This window comes from Bacteroidales bacterium, from assembly GCA_035299085.1.
Taxonomy (GTDB): Bacteria; Bacteroidota; Bacteroidia; order Bacteroidales; family UBA10428; genus UBA5072.
Window position 1 is genome coordinate 18766 of the sequence record DATGXG010000054.1, and the last position, 23764, is coordinate 42529.

At 43.5% G+C, this 23764-nt stretch carries 16 protein-coding genes; 7 read left to right on the forward strand and 9 right to left on the reverse strand.

Annotation, left to right across the window (positions count from 1 at the left end; all coding sequences use genetic code 11):
- Nucleotides 1–205: 205 nt before the first annotated feature.
- A complete protein-coding gene (locus VK179_18550; protein HLO60758.1) occupies nucleotides 206–904 on the forward strand; it encodes a rhomboid family intramembrane serine protease in 699 nt (232 codons plus the stop codon).
- Here VK179_18550 and VK179_18555 read toward each other — a convergent pair whose 3' ends face one another.
- From VK179_18555 to VK179_18580, 6 genes are read right to left on the reverse strand one after another with little or no spacing between them, the layout of a single operon-like run.
- Complete coding sequence (locus VK179_18555; protein ID HLO60759.1) at nucleotides 905–2947, reverse strand: glycoside hydrolase family 36 protein; 2043 nt, start codon at nucleotides 2945–2947, stop codon at nucleotides 905–907.
- Nucleotides 2948–2954: 7 nt separating this feature from the next.
- A complete protein-coding gene (locus tag VK179_18560) occupies nucleotides 2955–4052 on the reverse strand; it encodes an amidohydrolase family protein (protein HLO60760.1) in 1098 nt (365 codons plus the stop codon).
- A 1-nt stretch (nucleotide 4053) separates the two neighbouring features.
- The gene (locus VK179_18565) at nucleotides 4054–4872 is read right to left on the reverse strand and encodes a class II fructose-bisphosphate aldolase (protein HLO60761.1); all 819 of its coding nucleotides are present in this window, start codon (nucleotides 4870–4872) and stop codon (nucleotides 4054–4056) included.
- Nucleotides 4869–5825, reverse strand: a complete 957-nt coding sequence (locus VK179_18570) for a carbohydrate kinase family protein (GenBank protein HLO60762.1) — start codon at nucleotides 5823–5825, stop codon at nucleotides 4869–4871. The genes VK179_18565 and VK179_18570 overlap by 4 nt, the downstream gene beginning before the upstream one ends.
- 6 nt (nucleotides 5826–5831) lie before the next feature.
- Entirely contained in the window at nucleotides 5832–7109 is a 1278-nt protein-coding gene (locus tag VK179_18575; GenBank protein HLO60763.1) for a class II D-tagatose-bisphosphate aldolase, non-catalytic subunit, read from the reverse strand.
- A 5-nt stretch (nucleotides 7110–7114) separates the two neighbouring features.
- Nucleotides 7115–8272, reverse strand: coding sequence for an SIS domain-containing protein (locus tag VK179_18580; protein HLO60764.1), 1158 nt, complete (start codon nucleotides 8270–8272; stop codon nucleotides 7115–7117).
- Between the two features lie 184 nt (nucleotides 8273–8456).
- On the opposite strand from VK179_18580, the gene agaR reads away from it, so the two are divergent.
- Nucleotides 8457–9257, forward strand: coding sequence for a transcriptional repressor AgaR (agaR, locus tag VK179_18585; GenBank protein HLO60765.1), 801 nt, complete (start codon nucleotides 8457–8459; stop codon nucleotides 9255–9257).
- 66 nt (nucleotides 9258–9323) lie between these two features.
- On the opposite strand, the gene VK179_18590 is transcribed toward agaR, so the two are convergent.
- From VK179_18590 to VK179_18600, 3 genes are read right to left on the reverse strand one after another with little or no spacing between them, the layout of a single operon-like run.
- A complete protein-coding gene (locus VK179_18590; GenBank protein ID HLO60766.1) occupies nucleotides 9324–10214 on the reverse strand; it encodes a PKD domain-containing protein in 891 nt (296 codons plus the stop codon).
- Between the two features lie 11 nt (nucleotides 10215–10225).
- Nucleotides 10226–11752 carry a RagB/SusD family nutrient uptake outer membrane protein gene (locus VK179_18595; protein ID HLO60767.1) on the reverse strand — a complete coding sequence of 509 codons (1527 nt, stop codon included), beginning with the start codon at nucleotides 11750–11752 and terminating at the stop codon, nucleotides 10226–10228.
- 22 nt (nucleotides 11753–11774) lie between these two features.
- Nucleotides 11775–14747, reverse strand: coding sequence for a SusC/RagA family TonB-linked outer membrane protein (locus VK179_18600; GenBank protein ID HLO60768.1), 2973 nt, complete (start codon nucleotides 14745–14747; stop codon nucleotides 11775–11777).
- A 187-nt stretch (nucleotides 14748–14934) separates the two neighbouring features.
- On the opposite strand from VK179_18600, the gene VK179_18605 reads away from it, so the two are divergent.
- From VK179_18605 to VK179_18625, 5 genes are all read left to right on the forward strand, one after another.
- Entirely contained in the window at nucleotides 14935–15798 is an 864-nt protein-coding gene (locus tag VK179_18605; GenBank protein ID HLO60769.1) for an EamA family transporter, read from the forward strand.
- 116 nt (nucleotides 15799–15914) lie between these two features.
- On the forward strand, nucleotides 15915–18131 hold the full coding sequence (locus VK179_18610) for a tetratricopeptide repeat protein (protein HLO60770.1): 2217 nt from the start codon (nucleotides 15915–15917) through the stop codon (nucleotides 18129–18131).
- Between the two features lie 97 nt (nucleotides 18132–18228).
- A complete protein-coding gene (locus VK179_18615; protein HLO60771.1) occupies nucleotides 18229–20961 on the forward strand; it encodes a TonB-dependent receptor in 2733 nt (910 codons plus the stop codon).
- 6 nt (nucleotides 20962–20967) lie between these two features.
- Nucleotides 20968–22035, forward strand: a complete 1068-nt coding sequence (locus VK179_18620) for a DUF4249 family protein (GenBank protein ID HLO60772.1) — start codon at nucleotides 20968–20970, stop codon at nucleotides 22033–22035.
- A 9-nt stretch (nucleotides 22036–22044) separates the two neighbouring features.
- Nucleotides 22045–23754: a hypothetical protein gene (locus tag VK179_18625; GenBank protein ID HLO60773.1), complete on the forward strand. Its 1710-nt coding sequence runs from the start codon at nucleotides 22045–22047 to the stop codon at nucleotides 23752–23754.
- The last annotated feature ends 10 nt before the right edge of the window (nucleotides 23755–23764 follow it).

Here is a 23764-nt window from a genome sequence, read left to right on the forward strand (position 1 = left end):
CCTTTTTAAATTCCCGGCAGTTCATCCTGCGCCTGCTGTTTTACGTTCTGTTTATCCTGTTTGTGACGGGAATTCAAAGCTGTGCATCGTCGAAGTATGGACAGGTGCCATGTCCCTGTGAAAAAAGGAGCCATCACAGGTAGCCCTTTCCTTTGATCATCCTTATTTCTATCTTTGTAACCTGAACCGCGCAAAAACGAGATAGTTGATACCATTACGAGATACAATACCGTCACGAAGCTTTCCTATAGTCAATGTCATGCTGATCCTTGTCAATGTGGGAGTTTTCCTTTTCGGTGTTTTTGTACTCGACAGCAAGCAGGCCGAACAGATGATTTTCAAATACGGTCTGATCCCCGATCATATCCGCCTTTCTGAAGTAGGAAGCATATACCAGCTGCGAACCGACATTTTACGGCCATTCCTTACCAATATGTTTTTGCACGGAGGCTGGGGGCATATCATTTCAAACATGTGGATCCTGTTTATTTTTGGTGATAACGTCGAAGACCGAATGGGAAAAGTAAGGTATTTCCTGTTTTATATTCTGTGCGGACTTATAGCCAGCTTCACCCATTTTATACTGCACCGTAATTCTCCCATTCCTGCAATCGGCGCATCGGGTGCCATATCCGGCGTTATGGCGGCTTATATGATTATGTTTCCGAAAAGCACTATTGTTTCTTTTGTTCCGGTGTTCATCATTCCGCTTTTCATTCCCATTCCGGCACTGATCTTCATCGGGCTTTGGTTTTTAATCCAGCTGTTGAGCGGAACCACATCCCTGATGCTTTCGAATGCCGCCACAGGAATAGCTTTCTGGGCACATATAGGTGGCTTTATAGGCGGACTTCTTCTGTATCGCTACTTTGATTCTGCGAAAGGGCGTGCCTGGTATCAGTAACTATTCGGTTTTCGCAACTTCTAATAGCAGGTTCCGTTTGAACTGCACATTTATTTTCGGATTCGAAGCGTCAACAACACCCAGCTCCCGCTTATTTACATAATCCGTAACGCGGTATTTTCCTGTACCTAATCCTCTCAATTCAATTTCGCCATTCCAGTCGGGATTGTAAAAGGCGTAATAAAAGGTGTCGTTCTTGACGATTACATGAGTTTCCGGTTTATCATACCCGATATCATACAATGAACCCAGGTAAGTGCCTGTGGGAAGCATTTTCTGATTGTAAATTGAAATCCATTCTTTCCAGGTTTTTTCTTTTTCAGGTGTCAGAACAAAATGGCCTTCGGTTACATAAGGATTGTCTTTCGGCCAGGTGAATTTCGTTCCGAGCACACCGCCTATTCCGATCTGTGTTCCGAAATCATCACCTCCGTCGCTCAGTTCAACATGATCGGCATAATAAGCTCTCTTTCCCAATAAGGCTTTGTAGGTTTTTCCTTTCAGCCTGATCTGCCAGCTCGATGTGGGATCTGAAGCCACGGTCTGGTTAGTCCAGGGCATATTGAAAAACGACATGGCATCACCGCACGGGCAAATCTGCAGAACGGCGTTGGGTTTGTATGTATGAGCCGTTTCATAAATCATTTTAAAAAACTCCGGTAGTTTTTCGAACGACTCCATCGGATCGCTGAGGTTATGGTTCCCATAATCAGGAGGAACACAGTTCAGATGCTGGCCGTCCATTTTGAGACCGTCAAAATCCCAGTCCTTTAAAAACATCCGCACAACACCCTGTGTGTGATCGATTGTCTTTTTGTATACAGGCGACATATAATAGCTGTTCCACCAGGTGATATACTGGGGAGCCCCATCGCTTGTTTCCAGAATGATGTCAGGGTTTTCGGTGAGCAGTTTGCTTCCGGGATCTACAGCCAGCGGGGCCCACCATAATTTGGCTTTTAATCCCATGCTATGTATTTTATCAACCAGTTTCCGCATATCGGCATCACCGTCCGGAAATTTATCCTGTACCACATCCCAGTCACCTTCGGCCTGCTGGTACCCGTCATCTATATCAACCCACTTCAGTCCAAGTTCCTTAACCTTTGGCAGAGTTCCCAACACCTCGGCAACGGTGAACTTTCTCATGTAGCCCCAGGCGCACCAAACGGCCTCGTAGGCATCTTTTTCCACGGGTGCCAGTTTGATTCCTGAAGCCTGCATGTATTTTGAATACGCCTGCAGCGAACTGAAACAATCTTTCTGATGTACCATCACAAAGCTTCCATAGGTCTTGAGTGTGTCTCCCGGCGCAAGCACAGCCTTTTCAGGATAATCATATTGAAGTGCGACATGTACGTCGTCCTCGTATTTATTTTTCGAAACAGGCAATGAAACCATTCTCGGCACGAGATCAGTATGTCCTATGGCAATTCCTGCGTCACGGCGCCATACATCAGAAACAGGAATGCCTCCGCCGTAATCGGAATTATTCATTCCCATGAAGTTCTTTTGAAAGAATGTAGAATCAACCGGTAAAATCCAATCTTTCCGGGCAGATGTTGAACTTCCCTGGAATGACCAGAAAGCCGGCGTATCGCCGTTACCATTAACTGTGTAGGCATGGTTCACCCATTTGGTGATGTCCAACTCCTTATTGCCGCGGTTAGTATAGCTCACATTGTAAAAAGCCATACCTGGAAAGGAATCCAGAACAGTCACAGTTACCTTTTTTTCAAGCCGGTATCCGTATTTTTCAAATATGCCTGTAAGAACAGTGCTTTTACCTTTTCCCTGTTTAATTTCAAGATCAGTGGATTTAACTGATTTTAAACCGAACAGGTCCGCTTTGAATTCCGGCGTTTCAATGTATTCTGAATTCATAAAGCCGGTCATCAGCGGTTTCTGTTCTGATTTGCTCCTGATCGTGCTTTGCATCTGCTTATTGAATTCGATCCTCAGGTCACCGCTTTCAATTACGGTTACCCTGTTGCATGAAAACACGGTAAAACCCAAAAGGCACAAGAATGTAAGGTTCTTCATGGCTGTATTACTTAATGATTGCCGAGGCATTTTTGTTATAAATTTTTCGGAGCACCTCAGGAGAAAGGCCGAATCCCTGTAACGGCCAGTGATAGTTGAATTGTGATATTTCATAGAAATGCTCATCGTTGGTTTCAAGGATCCTGAAGGTAATACGGTACATTGAAGAATTAAATCCCATATCGGTTCCGTAAACGACCTTATCCTGGTGCTTTTCAATAAACGATTTCATATACCTCGGAATGGTAGCCGTTTCAGCATATCGAGCTGAAATATCGGAATAGAAATTCGGGTATTTATCGAGCATAACGCCGAGCCTGTCAAGGTCATGCATCAGGTTTGCGTAATGGCAGGCGATAAACGTTGTTTTCGGATTTTCCTTAACCGCATTTTCAAGGGTGTTTACCAGTTCATCCAGGTCAAGCAAACCGGGGAGTGAAGCATCTATCTTCCATTCGATGGCATTCATCAGTCCGTCGTTCGTTGAATCCATCTTTTCATACATCCAGATGGGATCGGCCACATGGATGTTGATGGGCATATTGAGTTCAGCACATTTCTGAAAAAGAGGTTTCATCCTGTAATCGTCAAGATGGAGTCCGACTCCTGCAACCGGTTCTGAATAGAGTTCCCCATATCCCTTATCGCCCAGTTCGCCAACGCCTTTGGCCCCCATTTTATGGCAGCGTTCAAGTTCTTTTACAGCGGAAGCCGGAAATGCAGGGGTGTTGTAACCGGTGTAATCGAATCCGCACCAAAGATCAAAACGGTCTTTGTACTTTGAATAAGCTTTTATAAGCGAATCGAATTTGGCACCTGTTGCCATTGTAAGCACAATAGTCTTTTGTATGCCGCATGAATCCATGATTTTAACCCATTCATCAATTTCAGATGCACTAGTTGCGTAGGCATGTGAGTGCATATCAATTACCGGGAATGCCGCCTTCTGAACATGGGTTTCAGGAATCTTATAAATCGACCTGGGCCTGTAATTCCTGAGCAGAATATCCTGCGGGTCCTGAGAGAATCCCCTGAAGCTTAAAGTGATTCCGAATAAAACAAGTAACAGGGTCCGGTATGTAAGGTGGTGAAGAACGGTTTTCATATCAGGCATTATTAATGATTTCCAATTTGTTTTTAATGAGTTGAACTACGGATTGAGTGGCTTTCGGAAATACAACCCGAAGGTCAATTTCTTCATTTCCTGCGAGAGTTTCCTGCAGAGCACGCATGAAAGCATTTTTAGTTTCTGTTGCAAGGTTCACTTTACAAATACCGTTCCGGATAGCCTCCTGAAGCATGGCATCAGGAATTCCTGAACTGCCGTGAAGAACCAGCGGCGAGGTGACGGATTTGCTGATCCGTGAAAGAAGCTCAATTTCCAGTTTCGGGGCTTTTTTATAGAATCCGTGTGCCGAACCTATTGCCACGGCCAGGGCATCCACCCCTGTTGCCGAGACAAATTCTGACGCTTCTTCAGGCTGCGTAAAAGTCCCGGTCATGTCCTGTCCCAGTTTGGCCACAAAGCCCAGTTCGGCTTCAACATTTACATGATGCTTTTTTGCCAGTTCAACAGCTTCCTGTGTGATCCGGATGTTTTCAGCGAAAGGTTTTTCGCTTGCATCAATCATTACCGAGTCAAAGCCATTTTCCAGGCATTGTTTCACCATGCTAACCGAACTTCCATGATCCAGGTGCAGCCAACCTTCAACATCGTATTCCCTCAGAGCATTCTTTGCCATGGCACTGGCAACGCCGATGCCCAGGTACCGTATCGAACTCTCTGAAAGCTGCAGGATTACAGGAAGTTTTAATTCCGAAGCAGCAGTAAGAATTCCTGAAAGGGTTTCGAAATTATAAAAGTTGGCGGCCAGGATGGCTTTTCTTTCCTTTTTAAGCTGTTGAAGTTTTTCGCTGAGCGTCATGGTTTAAAGGTATAGTTGAAATTTTCGGCGGCAATTCGGGTTACCAGCTCAGTGTTTTCAAACGCTCCTGTCCCGCCTGCCCGGGTAGTGTTAATTGCTCCGGTAAGTGCACCCAGTTCAAGGCATTTTTTAAATTGCTCGCCGCTGATAAAACCTTTTATAAAGCCTGCATTAAAGCTGTCGCCTGCTCCTATACAGTCGACAATATGGTTGTTCAGAAACACAGGCTGGCTTACCACGTTTTTCCCGTCCCAGCCGATCGCTCCATCGCTGCCGTTTTTAACAACCACCAGGTTGGCAAAGGGTTTCAGTTTATGGATTCCTTCCTCAATGCTTGTAGTTTTTGTCATGTGCTGCAGTTCCTGCGAATTGGGAAGGAATACATCCACATATGGCAATAATTCCTGTAAAGGTATCTCCCACTTTTCTTCGGGGTCCCATTGGGTATCCAGCGAGGTTGTCAATCCCAGTTCCTTTGCCCTCTGAAACAGGCTGCATATGTCCTTCCGGATTCCGGGCTGAAGAAAATACGATGAAAAATGAAGATGGCGGGCACCGGCAATAAAATTGAAATCAACATCTTTCATACTAAGCTCGTTCATGGCACCGGGGTAAGTCACATTAGCCCTGTCCTGATCATAGTTGAGTACTACGGTGGCACCTGTACTGCTGGTGGATGAAACGGCAACCTGGCGGGTATTGACATGCCGGCGGTTTAAACTATCAATCACAACGCGCGCGAAATTATCATTGCCCACTTTTCCGATGAAAGCGGTTTTAACCGAAAGTGCACTGAGGTTACTGGCGAAGATAGCGGAAGAGCTGCCAAGCACGACATCCATTGTGTTGGCGATGATTTCCTTTCCGATAGCCGGAAAGCCTTCGATCTGATTCAGAATGATGTCTACATTCAGTTCACCGACAACAACAACATCCGTTTCTTTATGACTCATGATTATCTAAATTAATTCTTTTAAAAGATTAGTAAGGCCCGTTAAATTAAATTTACAAAAGTAGCGATCCATGGCACTTTCAATCTTTGATTCCACAATATTATCCGGTTCAATTCCCTGCATGGAGAGGTTCCTGTAAAGTTTTGCTCTTTCGGCCAGCACTTCAGCGTCTTCCCAAATATACCGGCAGCATGTGCGTATCAGCCAGTCGCGCCGCTCTGCCGAATTCGCAAAGAAGTCATCCGCGTTTTCCCCGTCATGAAGCCATTTTTTCCATCGCCCTGAACGGATCACTGCATTCTGCAATGTTTCACGAATCATTGCTGTTTTAGCTATTTTGCCTTCATTATTAAGATTCATCTGCAGATTTTCCAGCTCACAAAGCGCCTCATATTCCATCTCAGTGAATTCAGGGCCTATGTTGGCGGCTCCCATACCCGAAGCAGGGTATTCCTCAGGATTGCTTACATTGTCGGAATAGTGGCCTTTAATAAGGCTGCCGTATTCCGCTGCAATGTGAACCAGGTCCGAAGCTACAGCCGGATCAAATGTGGTGGTATGCAGGTCAGTTCCTACTTTACCTACAACAAAGCAGGGCCACACGTCGTCAAGTCCATTTTGACGTAATCCATGTTTCAGTTTTTCAAGAAATCTCCTGAAAATTCGAAGATCAGCAAGCCCTCCATGGACTTCCTCTGTACCAACCTCGTAGGCTATACGGGGGTATCCGCCATTTCGCCTGAAGTTTTCAGCATGGGTAATGAGTTCGACGGTTCTGTCAGCAACCACATCAATTGAAATGACGGTACCTTTCGAAAGGGTTATGTCAATTGTCGGATCCACGTGTAACAGATCATAACCGGCGTCAATTGAAGCTTCGAACGATTTTTTAACAGCATTCATGCTATCGGCAAAGCTCCATTTCTCACGTGCCTGTTGATCCTTTAACCAGGGACCGCCGTGGTCAACCGCAATGATGACAGGCACCGTGACATTCAAATTACGGGCCTGTAACCGGATGGTCTTTACAAATTCATGCTGCGTAAGCCCTGTATAACCTCCGTCAATATCCACCTGGTTGAGGGTGGCGGCGAATTTAACCGGTGAATTATTTCTTTTGGCCGATTTCAGAGCCGAACGGATTACTGTGATTGAGTTCGGGCATGCAGCAAAGATAGTACGGCGGAGGCCGGTTTTCGCTTCAATTCCTTTTATTTGCTTCAGCAAATAATCCATATATGAAACATCCGCTGAAGCAGCGGCTTTCCTTAATTCTGGGTCCATCCCGATCAATAATTATAAATCCTGAAATCTTCCACTACCCTGGAAATAGCACCGCTCACCGAAGGATTGTCAGGTTTGAGTCCTGTTGCAAGTGATTTATAGAATCCGAGCATCTGGCCGGGTATAATATTGCAGACAGTAAGAAATTCGTCATCAATGTGATTTTCCTCCTCACTCAGCCTGATTGAAGTTTCCAATACGCAATCCTTAACCGGATTTTCGGAGATTCCCATTGTGATCAGGGGTTTATTCCCTTTCCTGGTTGAATTGACAAGGTCTTTTTCATACAGCAGAACATAAGGATTGCCGGAAAAGATGAAAAAGAGCAGGGTAGTTCCGTCAATAACAGCCTTAGGCCCGTGTCTCAGGCCGAGAAAGCTGTCGTTCTTGCAGATAATCCTTCCATCAGTAAGTTCTTGCAGTTTCAGAGCCGATTCGGTTGATGTTCCGTAGAACGGACCAGAACCCAGGAAGACAGCCCTGTTAAAAGGCAATTCGGCAGCCCGCCTGATCTCAGGTGCATATTTTTCAATTATTTTCCTTCCATAGTCATGAAGCTTGCGGACGGTTGTCTCAATCTTTGCCATCTCATCCAGGTGTGCAATAAGCAGTCCGCTTAACAGCATACCGGAATAGCTTCCGGTCATTGCAAGGCTCTGGTCATTCGATTCAGGAGGAAGAACCAGCACATACCGGGGATTTGATGATTTAAGCAAAGCCAGGTTCCCGGTTTTATCGCAGGTTATAACCAGGTGATATACCTTTTTACAGAATTTGTCGGCCAGCTCAACAGCGGCTGTGCTTTCGGGACTGTTTCCCGAACGCGCGAATGATACAAGCAGTATGGTTTCGTTAGTAAAATAAAAGTTTTCAGGGTGAGTTACAAGATCGGTTGTGGGAATGGCAAGGGCTGTTTTACCAAGCCTCCGGTTATACACGCAGTTAAGCGAAAGGCCGATATAGGCACTTGACCCTGCACCGGTAAGAATGATCTTATCGGAATCCTGAACAGCCTTGTTCAGGAATTTCTGAAGTGACGGAATCTCATGTACAAGACTTGTATATATATTGAGCCACAATGAAGGCTGCGATTGTATTTCACGGGCTGTATGAATTCCTCCCTTTTCCTTAAGGAATCCTTCTTCAAAACCAAGAAATTGCATGTGTCGATATTTATAAAGCTTAAGCAAATATATATAATATGAAATTATTAAAAAAATAAAATGAAAGATAAAATCGTAATAAAAAAAGTAAATGAAAGAAATAAACATTACTATCTTTAATTCACTTATTTTATATCTTTAAACAGAAAGGAATATTATCTTTATCTTTCGAAATGAAGTATTTATGACAACAGACAGCAAAATGCCCAAAAATAAAAGAAGTTCCACTGTTGAGCGGCGTAAATTTATCCTGAATGAGCTGAATACCGCCGGCCAGGTACTTGTCCAGACGCTCAGCCGTGAATTCGATGTAAGTGAAGTAACCATCCGTAATGATCTTGAGCAGCTTGAACGGAAAAAAATGCTGATCCGTGCCCGGGGCGGTGCACTGAAAGTGGATAACGGTGTTGGAATTGATCATCATATTTCGGAAAAAGATAAGCTTCATACCGAGGAAAAGGCAAGGATAGGCAGGAAAGCCGCCTCTCTTGTCAAAGAATTGGATACAGTGATAATTGATTCGGGCACCACAACAATGGAAGTTGCCAAGAACCTGGGAAACCTGAAAGAAATCACTGTCATCACCAATGCTTTGAATATAGTAAGCCAGCTGATTCAGCATCCCGGTTTCCACCTGATAATCCCGGGAGGTTACCTTCGGAAAAATTCACTTTCACTGATGGGCCCGCTGGCTGAAAAAAACTTTCAAAACCTTTACGTTGACAAGGTATTTTTGGGAGTTGACGGATTCGACACGCGACATGGCATTTACACGCCCAATATTGATGAAGCTGCACTGAATGAGATCATGATCCGCAATGCAAGGGAAGTGATCCTTGTTACCGATTCTTCAAAATTCGCCAGGAAGAGCCTTGCCTATATCTGTGGTATTGAAAGGCTTCACAAAGTGGTTACCGACAGCGGTATTCCCGAGGAAGATAAAAAAAGGCTTGAGGACGCGGGCATTGAAGTTATTATTGCCTGAAACACTAAAAAAATGGCTGCCTGAACATATCAGGCAGCCGAACCCCTAACTAAAAACCAAATTTTACTATTTACCGCTCTTATTCATCATTACCGGAATTTTTTCACTGAACTCAGGCAAAGGTGTAACCAGGTTTCCTACATCCGACCAGTCGCCATTCATAATACTCATTGAAAACGACATCGCATCGGAATTGATTTTGAAAACTTCTCGTGAGATTCCGAATTCCATCTTGATTGTATTTCCTTCTTTGGTCATGTTACCGGGCAGAACAGCATTTTCGTTGTCAAATCCCATAAAAGGCCAGCCCGGATCGCCATTGATCATATCCACCATGCTGGGGGCAAACCACCCGCCAAACAGGTTTCCTTCCACGGCATAGTCCACGCCCATTTCTTTCATTGAAAAGCCTGTAGCCACCGAATTGTCAACATCCATGTATACACCGAAGATATGATCGTTGATACCGGCGTTCTCCGCAATCGAATCGAATTCAACATATACATACACGTAGTTGGCATCATAATCAACTTTTGCCGTGTCGATGGCCCCTTTCCCTGAAAGTTGAAAATCAGGGTAAGTCACGTTATTCCAGTCGTCAAATGTTCCGTCGTTCATATCCACAAGTGCTACTTTATCAACCCTCAGAATGGTGTGGAATACGTAAGGCTTTCCCTCGACCGTTGCATTCAGCGATATCACATAGTTTCCGATTTGAGCAAACGTGTGAACCACCGAATCGCCGGCAACATCAGGAGTGTTATCGCCAAAATTCCATGAAACATCCTGGGCGTTTGATGCTTTGTTTACAAAAGTCACATCCAGGCCGTTATAGTAAGTTTTGAAATCAAGAGGAGCCGTTTCGGTAAGCGTATAATTACCCTCCTTGCTGCAGGACATGATGGTGAAGAACCCTGCAACGGCAATGTACAACAAAATATTACGGATATTTTTCATGATTCTTTTTTTTAATTGTTGGGAACAGCCAGTTTGTTTGTACTGAGCTCACTTGACGGGATGGGGTATACCGTAGAGGCGTCGGCAGCATGGATAACTACACCGCCTGAAGCTAAACCGGGTTCACTGCCTGTGGGTATTCCGTTATAACTGTCGAGATGGAAGCCCCAGTAATTTCTGACAATGTCTTTTCCGTTTCTCAGGAGGTCAAATATCCTCTGGCCTTCAAAGGCAAGTTCGATCCTTCTTTCCTTAAGCACCACATCAGTAATGTTGTTGTTTGTGGCAACCGCCAGGTAATCGTTCAGGTCGCCGCCTTCCGGAACAAGCATCCTGTTCGTTCTTATTTCGTTCACGTCGGCAAGGGCAGCGTCCAGGTTCCCTGTTTTGGCATAAGCTTCTGCCCTGTTTAGGTATACTTCGGCAAGACGCAGCATGACAGGCGAACTCAGGGTTGACAGACCTTCCTGCCCCGAGAACTTGCTGATGTAATACAGAACAACGCCGTTTTTCAATCCCGGTTCCTGTGTTTCAATATACGACCAGCGCTGATCCACATCCATGAGTTCTGTGCCGTATCCCATATCTTTCAGTAATGACGGGGAAGCTCCTTCTTCACCCCAGCAGGCTTCACCATTGTAAATCATGGATGCAACGGAAGCTTCTTTCTTGTCGTCGGTTACAGTGAAGGGAATGCACCAGATGGTTTCGGGTGATGATTTTGCACCGGCAAAATAGCCGGGGAAAGATTCAGCCGTTTCAAGGGAATAATTACCCGAATTAATTACAGAATCGGCATAAGCTATTGAGTTTTCATAATCGCCCTTATACAGGTAGACTCTTGAAAGCATAGCCCATGCGGTATATTTTGTCGCGTAGCCCCTTGTGTTCCTCGCTTCGGGAGTTTCAGCACTCATCAGGGCGGCAGCTGTCTTAAGGCTCGAAATGATGTAATCATATGTTTCGGCCAGAGTGGCTCTTGCCTTGGGAGCACCGTCAGATGATGATTCACGCAGAATAACGCCAGGTAAACCGGCGTTGGCCTCAGAATAGGGCCTTGCAAAAACACGCACAAGGCTGTGGGTGGCATAAGCCCTCAGGAAGTAACTTTCACCCTTCAGGTGGTCGGTAAGTACATCACTTCCTTTTTCGTCTGCCATCTTAATGGCGACATTGGCGCCATAGATAATTTTATAAGATACTTCCCAGAAGCTGTTTATGTTTGATTTCTCCGATATCCGGTCTTTAAACCTGAAACTGTTGATCAGGTCGTCCTCGGTTTTGTAACCGCATACAATGTCGTCGCTTGCGAAATCGCTCAGCTGGAAATACTGACGCAGGTACCAGTTGTTTGTGCTACCTTCATCGGGGAAATCCTTGAACTGGGCGTAGCACCCGTTCACCAGGCTTACCAGTCCGTCAGATGTGTTTTTGATCTGGTCACCAGTGAGTGCAGCACTGGGAATCACATCCAGATCGCAGCTTGCCAGGTATAGGAAACCAGGCAGGAGCATACTATATAATAGTGCCTTTTTCATTTTTTCTCTTAAGTTTTTTGTTTTAGAATCTTACTTGTATGCCAAGTACATATTGCTTGTTGTTGGGATATTTAAATTCTGCGTAACCGGGCAAATTTCCGGTAGATGAAGCTATAGATACTTCGGGATCCTGTCCCCAAAACCTTGTAAAGGTATAGAGGTTGTCAGCACCAATTGAAACTGACAATCCGGTTAGCTTCATTTTTGATACCAGTGCGGTCGGAAGGTTGTAAGTGAGTGTAATATTGCGAACCTTCAGGTAGTTTCCATCCTCAATATACCGGGTGGAAGGATCGTATGAATTGCTGGCATTCTGAGGCAGCGGATGATTGGCATTGTCGCCCGGCTTTTGCCAGATCTTCCAGTCGTCACGAGGCATCATTACGTTGAAGCCTGCGTCCTGCAAATCATGATCCACATATCTTCTGAAGTAGTTGTAAATTTTGTTTCCGGTTAGGAAAGAGAAATTTGCCCGGAGTGAGAGGTTTTTATATTTCATTTCGGTACCAAAACCGCCCTGGAGTTTCGGAATAGGGCTTCCGTATTCAATATTCCGGGCTGCCTGGTAATCGTGTGTGGGATTGCCGTCTTTTCCTACCCAAAGCATGGATCCATTTTCAGGGTCGATACCGTAATATTCCTTGGCATACCATGAGTAGAGCGAACCTCCGTCGTGATATATTTGCATAATACCGTAGGCATTGGCATTATAAATGGTATCGCTGCCAAACCCCGACAGGCTGTTCTTGTTATAGCCCATTGAAAAGTCGGTTGTCCATGTGAAATTCTGTGTTTTCACATTGGTTGAACTAATTCCGATTTCGACTCCTTTATTATGGGTTTTTCCAATGTTCTGCCACTGTTTTCTGAAACCTCCCGAAGGGGGCAGGTCACGGTAAACCAGCAGGTCGTTTGTAATGTTGTTGTATACATTCAGTTCAAAGGTGATCCGGTTGAAAAGGCCGATTTCAATTCCCGCATTGTACTGGTCGGTCTGTTCCCAGGTCAGATCAGGGTTGGCCCTCCGGTATGGCACTGCTGCCGTTTCGCCGTCATACTGGGTGGCATAACTGAACTGTTCAAGATACATGTAAGGACCGATATCCTTCATCCCTGTTTTTCCCCAGCTTGCCTTTAATCTCAGGTTGTCAATAAAGTCAACGCCTTCCATAAAGGATTCCTTGTTGATATTCCAGGCGGCCGAGAAACTGGGGAATATAGCCGTCCGGTTTTTAGCCGTAAACGATGACGACTGGTCAACACGCAGTGAACCAGTAAGGAAGTATTTATTGTTGTAAATGTAATTAACCTGGGAAATTAGCGATTGCATGAACGATTTGTCAGGTGCACCTTCTATTTCATATTGACCCGCTGCAACAGTAGGGACTTTTAAGCCGTCAGGAATTCCGGTACCCGAACCTCTAATATAATCAGTGTTATCGCCCTGAGCTTCAAAACCAACAAGTCCTGTAAGTGAATGTATGGTTCCCAGGAAATTGAATTTTAACAGGTTGGTTGTTATCCCTCCAAAACTCATATCACTCTGTGAATTTACATACCCAGTACCGTAATAGGCCAGGTTATCGGCAAGTGCCGAATAATACTGTTTGTCGAGGTAGGAACCGGCACTGATGCGGTTTGTTGTCGAGAAAGTCAGCCAGTTGGTAAGTTTGATATTCAAGTCAAGATCATAATCCAGGTTGAATCCCATGTTGGTGAGTTCTGAATTCCTGGCTGCCTGCAGGGGATTGATCTTATCTTTCGACCAGATTCCTGTTGCATTTTTAAAGCTCCTTATTTTTCCATTGGCATCATAGGGATTGTCCCACGGCATACTGGTGTATGAATAATAAATATTCATATAATCGGCACCACGTGTTTTCGATCCGCTGAGGTTTATGTTATTTGAAAGGGTTACCTTGTCAGAGAAATTATAAGTAGTATTTGCTCTTACATTTACCCGTTTATAGCCTGAATTGATAAATGTTCCGTCTTCATCGTAATAGCTTGCTCCTAAATAATAATCCAGCTTACCTGCTTTGCCGGCCGAAGACAGAAAGTAGTTCTGAACGAGGGCAGGATTAAAGGCTTCATCAAGCCAGTTGGTATTTGTTTTTAACACCGAATCCGGCCTGGCTGCAAGGAATTTTCTGTCATCAATTACATAAAGGTTTGGATCCCTGAAATACTCCCTGTGGTAATTGTATAACGTTTTGCTATCCATCATTTTTACATGGCCATGGTCTGCAACGCGCATGCCGGTAACCGCTTTGAATTCAAATTGTGGTTTTTGCGATGTGGCTTTTTTGGTTGTAACTACGATAACCCCTCCGTTTGCCTGTGAACCGTACAATGCAGTTGCACCTGCATCTTTCATAACGGTGATGGTTTCCACATCGTTCGGGTCGAAATTACCACCGATGATTCCGTCGACCACATAAAGTGGACCTTGTGGGGCATTAAAGGATGAAATACCCCTGATCCGAACATCGGGTGCAGCTCCGGGAGTTCCGGTACCCTGAGTGACCTGGATGCCCGGGACTTTCCCCTGTAACATCGATCCTATGTCATTTGCGGTAACATCCATCAGTTTATCCGATGACACTGTGGTTACGGCACTTGTTATTTCATTTCTTTTCTTTGAACTATAGCCCATCACAACCACAGTTTCAAGGGATGTAATATTGGGTACCATACTCATTGTAATAGTCCGCTGGGTACCAACGGTTACTTCTTCAGTGTTGTATCCGATATAGCTAAAGACCAGCACACTGGATTCGTCCGGGACGTTGATCGAAAAATTGCCGTCCACATCGGAAATTACTCCCTGGTTTGTTCCTTTTAAAAGGATATTAACCCCTGGCAACGCCTGGTCGTCCTCAGAAGACAGTACCTGTCCCTTAACGGCAATCTGCCCGTAAGTGCAGGTAAAACCTGTAAGAATCAGGCTTAAAATCAGCCAGATCTTTCTTAAATGGTCAGAAAACATTTTCATGAATCAGTAGTTATTTGATTTTAATTTTCAAAACAAAAGCAAAAAGAGTAAGAAAACTTTCATTTCATTATTAAAGCAAATGTAAAAATTATTTTTAACGATTATTATCTTTTGATATATTTTTTTTCGTTGAAAATTAGTTATGAAATCTTATTAATTTATCTTTGTCGTATAAATTTCACTTTTCATGAAAGCAAACCGACTTTGGCTCACTTATGCTCTTGTCACCACTTTATTCTGGGGTGTATGGGGTGCATTTATCGAAATACCTGAAAAGGCCGGATTCCCTGCCACTCTCGGCTATATGGTATGGGCCCTGACGATGATCCCTTGTGCCCTGTTTGCATTGTATAAAATAAACTGGAAACCTGAGAAGGACCTCCGATCGGTTATTCTTGGTTCCGCTACGGGGTTCCTCGGTGCGGGTGGTCAGCTCCTGCTCTTCCAGGCCTTACGTTCGGGTCCCGCTTACATAGTCTTTCCGATTATTTCACTTTACCCTGTTTTAACGATTGCCTTATCCATTATTTTCTTAAAAGAAAGAACCCGTTTTAAACAATGGACAGGAATTGTACTTGCCCTTGTAGCCATGTTCTTTTTGTCGAATCCCCAGAATAACCCGGTGCAGTCAACAGGAATGGGTTGGCTTGCACTATCGATACTTGTTTTCGTAATGTGGGCCATACAGGCGTATGTGATGAAATTCGCCAATAACACCATGCGGGCTGAAAGCATCTATTTTTACATGGCGATCACATCGTTAATCCTGGCACCTTTGGCTTTATTCATGACCGATTTTTCAGTGGCTATAAACTGGGGTTTTAAAGGACCGTGGCTTGCCGCCATGATTCAGATCCTGAATGCCATTGGCGCCCTGACCCTGGTGTATGCCCTCAGGTACGGCAAGGCAATCATTGTGGTGCCGATGACCGGACTTGCCCCTGTAATCACAATCATCCTTTCTCTTATTATATATGGTGTGGTTCCCGGCGGTGTTTTGCTCTCAGGCCTTGTTCTAGCCTCCATAGCCATGTTTTTGCTGGCGGAATAAGTAATTGCCCCGGCCTTTAGGCCGGGGATCAGATAAGATATTTCACTACCCCGACCTTAAGGCCGGGGCAATTTTTTGGCATATATCTTGATTTACAATAATTCTTATTCTACAATATGAATTATCAGGAACTTAATTCGAGATACCTCCAGGTTTTTGACTATATATCAAAAAGCCGGATCAAAGACGCACTGGATGCCCTTGGTTTTTTATGCAATAACAGCAGGAACCGCGATTTCAGGGAACAGCTTGACAACCATTCGGAAACTTACCTGAATATGCTGAAATATGCGTTCGAGCTGAATGATGATCCTGAGAAAGAAAAGGTATACAACCGGCTTGTCAAAGCTATCATTTCACTTGCGGATGATGTTAAGGAAGATATCATCCGTTCAAATAAGCTGCTCAGCTACTATAAGCTTAAGCTGAACCCTGACAGCCTGTCGGAAAACCTGGTAGCAGATATTTCCAGGATGGTTGAAGAGTTGTCGCTGCAATTCGAGACAAACACTGATAACGTCGATCTTTCAGAACTGTATAAATCTAAAGAATATAAAGAAAACATACGAACCCTTTTCAGAATAATCTGGCATTCCGACAAATTAAAGGATACAGAAATCAAGTTATTGTCGGATATCAGCGCCCCGAATACAATTGCCTGGTATGACAAATGTGTGGTTGTTAGTGCCATTACCTTGTCATTAATCCGCCATTTTGACAGTGCTAAAATCGATTTGCTTTTCAGGTTTTATGAAGCAGGTGAGAAACAGATCTGGCAGCGAGCCCTTGTAGGTCTTGTTTTAGGACTGGCTTTTTACAACCGGCGCATCAGTTACTATCCCGAAATCCTCCAGCGGCTGAAAGCCCTCCAGGGAATGAACCGGGTGAATAAAAGCATTGAAATCATAGTTCAGCAGTTCATCAAAGCCAGGGAAACCGAGAAAATCACCCGCAAGATCCAGCAGGAGATACTTCCTGAAATGATCAGGATCAAATCGAAACTTGAAGAAAAGCTTGATCTTGAAAATATGCTCTCCTCAATAAATCCCGAAGATAAAAATCCCGAATGGGAAGGATTTTTTAAGGAATCGCCTGATGTTTACAATAAGCTTGAGGAATTCACAAACCTGCAAATGGAGGGAGCCGATGTATTCCTTGGGGCCTTTGCCATGCTCAAGCATTTTGATTTCTTCAATGAAATGAACAACTGGTTTGTTCCTTTCTATAAAGAAAATGAATATATAGCCGAAGCTTTTGAAGGAGTGAGCGAAGGCGTGAACCTTAAGATGTTCGGAGAGGGCATAGAAAAGAGCAACTTCCTCTGCAATTCAGATAAATATTCGTTCTGTCTGAACATCCGCCAGATGCCGGCCTTTCAGAAATCAACGGTTATGGAACTGTTTAACATGGAACTGAAGGCGATGAATGAAATGGCCGTGGATGACGAGATGATCAATGCGGATTCTGCCACGCGTATTATCATTACACAGTATTTTCATGACCTTTACAGGTTCTATAAATTGTACCCCCTGCGCACTGAATTCGATGATGTCTTTAAACTTCCCGTACCGATTTATGAAACCGAATTCTTCAGGAACTGGATTGATGACAGTCGTATTCTGAGAAATATAGGCGAATTCTTTTTTGAGAAGAACTATTTCAGAGATGCACTGGGCATTTTCAGGCAGATAGTTGAATCGACTAACAACTATGAACTCTTTGAAAAAATCGGATATTGCTATGAGCAAACCGGTGATTTTGATAAAGCGCTTGAATACTATCATAAGGCCGAGCTGCTTGACAAAAACAAACTTTGGCTGATCAACAGGATAGCCTGGTGTTATAAGAAGAAAGGTGAGTTTGAACTGGCAATCGGATATTACCTTGAAGCTGAAAAACTTGAACCCGACAACCTTCAGGTGCAGGCCTACCTTGGTCATGTTTACATGGAAACCGGTGATTATGAAAAGGCCCTGAAGTATTATTTTAAAGTGGAATATCTTCAGCCTGATAATTTTAAGGTGTACAGGCCAATTTCATGGTGTTCATTTATGCTCGGGAAATTTGACAATGCGGCAAAGTACCTCGAAAAACCGCTCCTGCACGGCACAAGCAAGAATGATTACCTTAATCTCGGGCATATATACTGGTGTAAAAATGAAAGACAGAAGGCAATAGAAAACTACAGACAAAGCCTTATTGTTTCAGGCATGGATATCGACTGGTTTTCAAAAGCGTTTCCCGAGGACAGCAAGTATCTTGGACAGTTTGGCATAGAGCAGATTGATATACCCATGATGATTGATTATATCCGTTTATCGGTTACCGGATAAAAACTTGACCTTTTGGCCGATAAATTCAGTCATTTGGTAGATAAAGGTTGTTTGTGCATCTTTATTTTTTAAATTTGATGCCCTTGTATCTATCAGTATGTCTAAAAAATTTGTTCCTCTTTTATTATTATACCTTTCCGGTTTACTGATTCCGGCATCCCTTTTCTGCCAATCTGATGAAGTGGTTCGGATCTCGGCAAATTTTAACCGCGTCCCGACAGTTACAGTCCTGAACTACCTTGAAGAAAAAGGCGGGGTTAAGTTCTTCTATAAAGAAGAATGGTTTGTAAAGGATTCAGTGACCGTACGTTTTTCAAACCATACAGTGAGTGAAGCGATTGATCTGATGTTCAGTCGCAAACCGTATACGTATCGGGTTGTTAACGGTAACAAGATCGTATTGCTTCCCAGGGCACAGGTTGCCTTGCTGGCCGGACAGATGCCGAATTTCAGCAATAACGGTTCCGATGAGGATTTCAGCATCGTAGGCAACGTGGCCGAAATAGGAAAGCACAAAACGGCTGCTGTGACGGGTAAGGTAACTGACGGTAAAAGCGGGGAACCCGTGATTGGCGCCACCATACAAATTCAGAACCTGCAACAGGGTGTGGTAACAAATACACAGGGTGATTACAAACTTCTGATAGCCCCCGGGCTTTATACTCTGATTGTTTCAAGTGTAGGATATGAAACATCACAGTTCAACATAAAGGTAATCAGCAACGGTGAATTCAAAATGGAGCTGTTTGATAAATCAGTGCGTTTTGATGATATCGTCATTTATGGACAGCGGCTCGATAAAAATGTATCCGGTCACCAGATGAGCATGGTAGAATTGAATTTGCGTGAAATCGGGCAGCTTCCTTCGGTTGCCGGTGGAAGAGATATTCTTAAGGGCCTTACCATCATGCCCGGTGTAAAATCGATAGGAGAATTCAGTTCTGGAATTAATGTAAGGGGTGGAGGTGAAGATCAGAACCTGTACCTGGTGAATTCAGCACCACTGTTTTATACAGCCCATGTCTTCGGCCTGGTTTCTGTCATCAATCCCGATGCGGTGGATAAACTAACACTTTATAAAGGTCATATCCCGGCCAGTTATGGGGAGCGGGTGTCGTCGGTAATCGACATAAAAACAGCTGATACGCCGCCTAAAAAATTCACAGCAAAAGGAGGAGTCGGAATTTATGACAGCCGGCTTATGTTTACGGTTCCTGTAGTAAAGGATAAGGTGTTTTTTGATATTGGTGCCCGGGCCAGTTACTCAGGCTGGCTTCTGGATATGATGAAAGATTATGATCTGAAAAACAGCAAAGCCGGTTTTTATGATGTGAACAGTTCGGTTCATCTGAATCTCGGGAAAAGCCATATCTCTGTTTCAGGTTACTATGGTTATGATGAATTCAGGTTCTCGTCCTATGTAAAATATCAATACCAGAACAAACTGGCATCGCTTAACTGGAAATACCTGCATAATTCAAATCTTGCTTCCTATCTGACCCTGGCTTACAGTGATTATAATGTTGACAAGGACGCAATCAATACAGCTACTACGAAAAGCCGACTGAATTCGCAGATTCAGTACAGGAGCTTTAAATACCGGATTCAATATGGCGGATTTCAGAAACACAATATTGAGGCAGGAATAAGTTTTAACCGGTATGATATAGCCCCCGGAAAGTTCGGACCCCTGGACAGCATATCTCTTGTTCATTCTGCTTCACTTGATAAAGAACAAGGATATGAAGGAGCCGTTTTCTTTGATGATGAATTCAGCCTGAATAACCGGATCCTGATCAATATTGGCTTGCGGTATTCCGGTTATGCTGCTATGGGACCGGGACACGTGGCACAATATTTACCCAACATGCCGATCGACACAGTCAACATAAGCGGTTATGCGGATTACGCGAATAAGGATATGATCAAATTTTACAGTGGACTGGAACCGAGAATTTCAATGAGATTAAAACTGAATGACGAAAGTTCACTGAAGATGAGCTACAACAGAAATGTCCAGTATCTTGCATTAATATCCTATTCCTCAGTTTCAACTCCGAGCGATATATGGAAAATGGCCGGAGCCCATATCAAGCCTCTTATAGCTGACCAGTTTGCCCTTGGTTTTTACAGGAATATGTTGAATAATACCATTGAGACTTCAATTGAAGTGTATTATAAAGGGCTCAAAAATGTGATTGACTACATGGACGGCGCCTCACTTGAAATGAACAATCATATTGAGACGGAATTAACCGAGGCAAAGGGCAGGAACTATGGTTTCGAAATTATGGTGAAGAAAAATACAGGCCAGGTAGATGGTTGGATCAGTTACACGTATTCCCGCTCATTGAGGAAAACGTTCTCCTCTTTCAGCAATAAGAAAATAAATAATAATGAATATTATCCTTCCTCTTATGACCGGCCGCACGATTTCAGTATGATTGCCAATTTTCATCTGAACAAGAGAATTATCTTCAGCGGAAACTTCTCTTACTCAACAGGCAGGCCGATCACTCTTCCCGAAAGCTTTTATGACCTCGGCAATGATCAGGTAGCCTTGTATTCTGAAAAGAACAAGTACCGCATTCCTCCTTATCACAGGCTTGACCTGACCATGACAATGAATGAAAGCCTGAGGCTGCATAAAAAATGGAAAGGATACTGGAGTTTTTCAATTCTGAATGTTTACGGCAGGAAAAACCCCTATACAATATATTATAAACAACAGGAACCTAATGCTTCTAACAACTACGAGCGTTTTAATTTATATAAGCTTTACCTTATCGGCAGACCGGTTCCTACGCTTGCTTACACCTTTATTTTTTAGTGTGATATGAGAAAGCTGTTTTTTGCAGGATTATTTATAATATCTCTTATAACCTGGACTTGTAGTGAGGTATATGATCCGGAAGATATTGACACTTCTGAACCGATATTAGTTGTTCAGGGCATGGTTCAGTATGGCGAATTCCCGCAGGTTACTCTTACATGGGCGAGGAATTATGGGCAGCAGACTCCGGATTATGTTAGTGGTGCTACTATTACCATTGAAGATGATTTTGGACGAAGCACCATATTTGAGGAGATTTCAGCCGGGCAATACACTGCTTATGGTATTGTCGGTGACATTGGACAATCCTACCGGTTGATAGTGAGATTAGCCGATAGCAGCCTGTTTCAATCCAACTGGCAACGAATTGAAAGAATCCCTCAAATAGATAGGATTTACGCAGAACCGGGAGAATATAAAATACTTTATTATAATTCTTCCGGCGAACCCATGGTTCAAAACCAGGTCGGATTGCAGGTGAAATGCGATTTAAGTGATTATAGTCAATCAACTGTGTATTACCGGTTCAATACCAGGATGGTTAAACTCATGGTGAAAACAGAAGATATTGGCAGCCCTGCATCTCACGGCGTGTATATGTGGGAGACGCATTCGATGGACAACACGTACACCGTTGATTATACCACTTTAAGCAATAACCGCCAGTTATTGTTACAGCACAATATAGGTTTTCTCCGTTATTTTTATGATGCCACATTAGAGACTGAAACAAGCACAGCCCCGTTTACCGAGGGTTGGATTCTTACATGTGACATATATTCCATTTCAAAGGATGTATATTCTTATTATAACTCGATTAACAAACAGCTGAATCCGGATAATCAGATTTTTGCACCGGCAACGTCTCAGGTTAAAAGTAATATGTCGTATGTCGCCGGTTCTGTGACAAGAGTCGCAGGTGTTTTCGAGGCATGTGCAAAACTAAGGATTTACAAGGGTTTTGCATGGAAATCAAAAACCGAATACAGAACTAAAGATCTGTACTATTTTCCTGAGGTGGGTTCCGGATCACAGGAGCGCTTGCCCCCGGATTTCTGGATTTATTTTTAGAATGATCATATGAAGGTTATAAAACCAATTATTTTCAGTGTCTTTTTCAGCGCTGCGATCTTCTTTCCGACACAGGTCACATCACAGCAGGTTCGGTATAATTATGCCGGCAATGAATTAGTATACGTGCATCTTGACAAATCGACATACGTTGCAGGGGAGTCATTGAAATATAAGACATACCTTGTCAACGCGCTTAATCCGGGCAGTGCCCTGTGCAGTAAAATACTATATTTCACGCTTTCCGGCGGGAATGAGGTGATTAACTGGAGAATAAACATCACCGGCAAATCAATGGCAGGTTCATTTCCATTGCCCGACCGGTTAAAAGAAGGAATGTATCAGCTTACAGCATATACAAACTGGATGCTGAACGATGATCCTTCAACATTCTTCAAACAGAAAATTTTAATCACAAGCCTTTCAAAAGAAACGGGAAATCAAATCAGGGTGCTCGACAATACTAACCGGGATGTTGAAGGTGAGGATCAGGAATCGGTTTTGCAGGCTGTGACTGACAGAAAAGAATACAGCATAAATCAGCCCGTTAATCTTGAAATTAGTATGCCGACAGCCGGGAAAATCGCAGACCTGTCCGTTAGTGTAAATGCAGATAACCCTTTTACCGAAATTCTGGATCATAAGGATATTACAGATGCAATACCTCTTCAGAAAGGAAATTTAAGGCAGAAGAATGTTATTAACTGTTTCTACCCTGTAGAAGACAAAGGTTTTATCCTTTCAGGCCGGATTATTTCTCTTCAGCCCCTTTCAGAGCCATGCAATGTATGGCTTTCGGTTGTTGACAGTATTAAACCTGCGTTGCAATATTCATTGACTGATTCCCTGGGAAATTTCAGGTTTTACCTCAGCAGTCAATTTGATAATAAAGAACTGATCATACAACTCGCTGATCCGGAAAAGAACCGGGATTGTCGCATGGAGCTGTTTCCCAAAGCTTATATTGCCGACACGGCTACAAATACAATGTTTCTTGATTCGATTCATGAATCGTATCTGAAAACCTGCGAGGACATAAGGCTTATTGAGGCCGTATATGAAAATGAAGAGACTCCGGGTAAGCCGGGAACCACAACCCGCAAATTGAGTTTTCTCAGAAAACCGGATAAAGTTATCATACCTTCTGAATTTTCTGACATGAGGAATTTCAAGGAAATTGCCAATAATATTGCCCCCGATATCAGGTTTCTATCGCGGAGCGGGAAATTCAACCTGTTGGTTCTGAATATCGTAAATTCATGGGATGAGTGCAATCTTGTTTTATTAAACGGTGTACCGTTTACCGATATGGCCTATGTTTCAACACTCGGAACAAAAGACATCAAAAGGATAGAAATAATTAAATCAAAAGTTCTGGTTGGTGATATAACCCTTCCCGGATTGGTTTCAATTTACACATACAAGACAGAAATACCGGAGCATTATCTAAAGAGTTTTGCTGTCCGTTTCATGAATTCGGTTATGGATGCCACATCACAACCTCAGGAAACCAAAGCGGAATCAATGCAGGGAAATCATTTCCCCCAAATCAGAAACTGCGTGTATTGGAATCCCTTTATTAAAACTGAGGGGAATAAGCCGGTTTCTGTCATCTTCCCTGCACTCATGCTGCAAGGCCATTTTAAGGTTCAGGTTGAAGGTATCACTGAAGACGGAATACCGGTACATGCTTCGGCATCATTTGAAGTAAAAGAATAAGAAAAAGGAT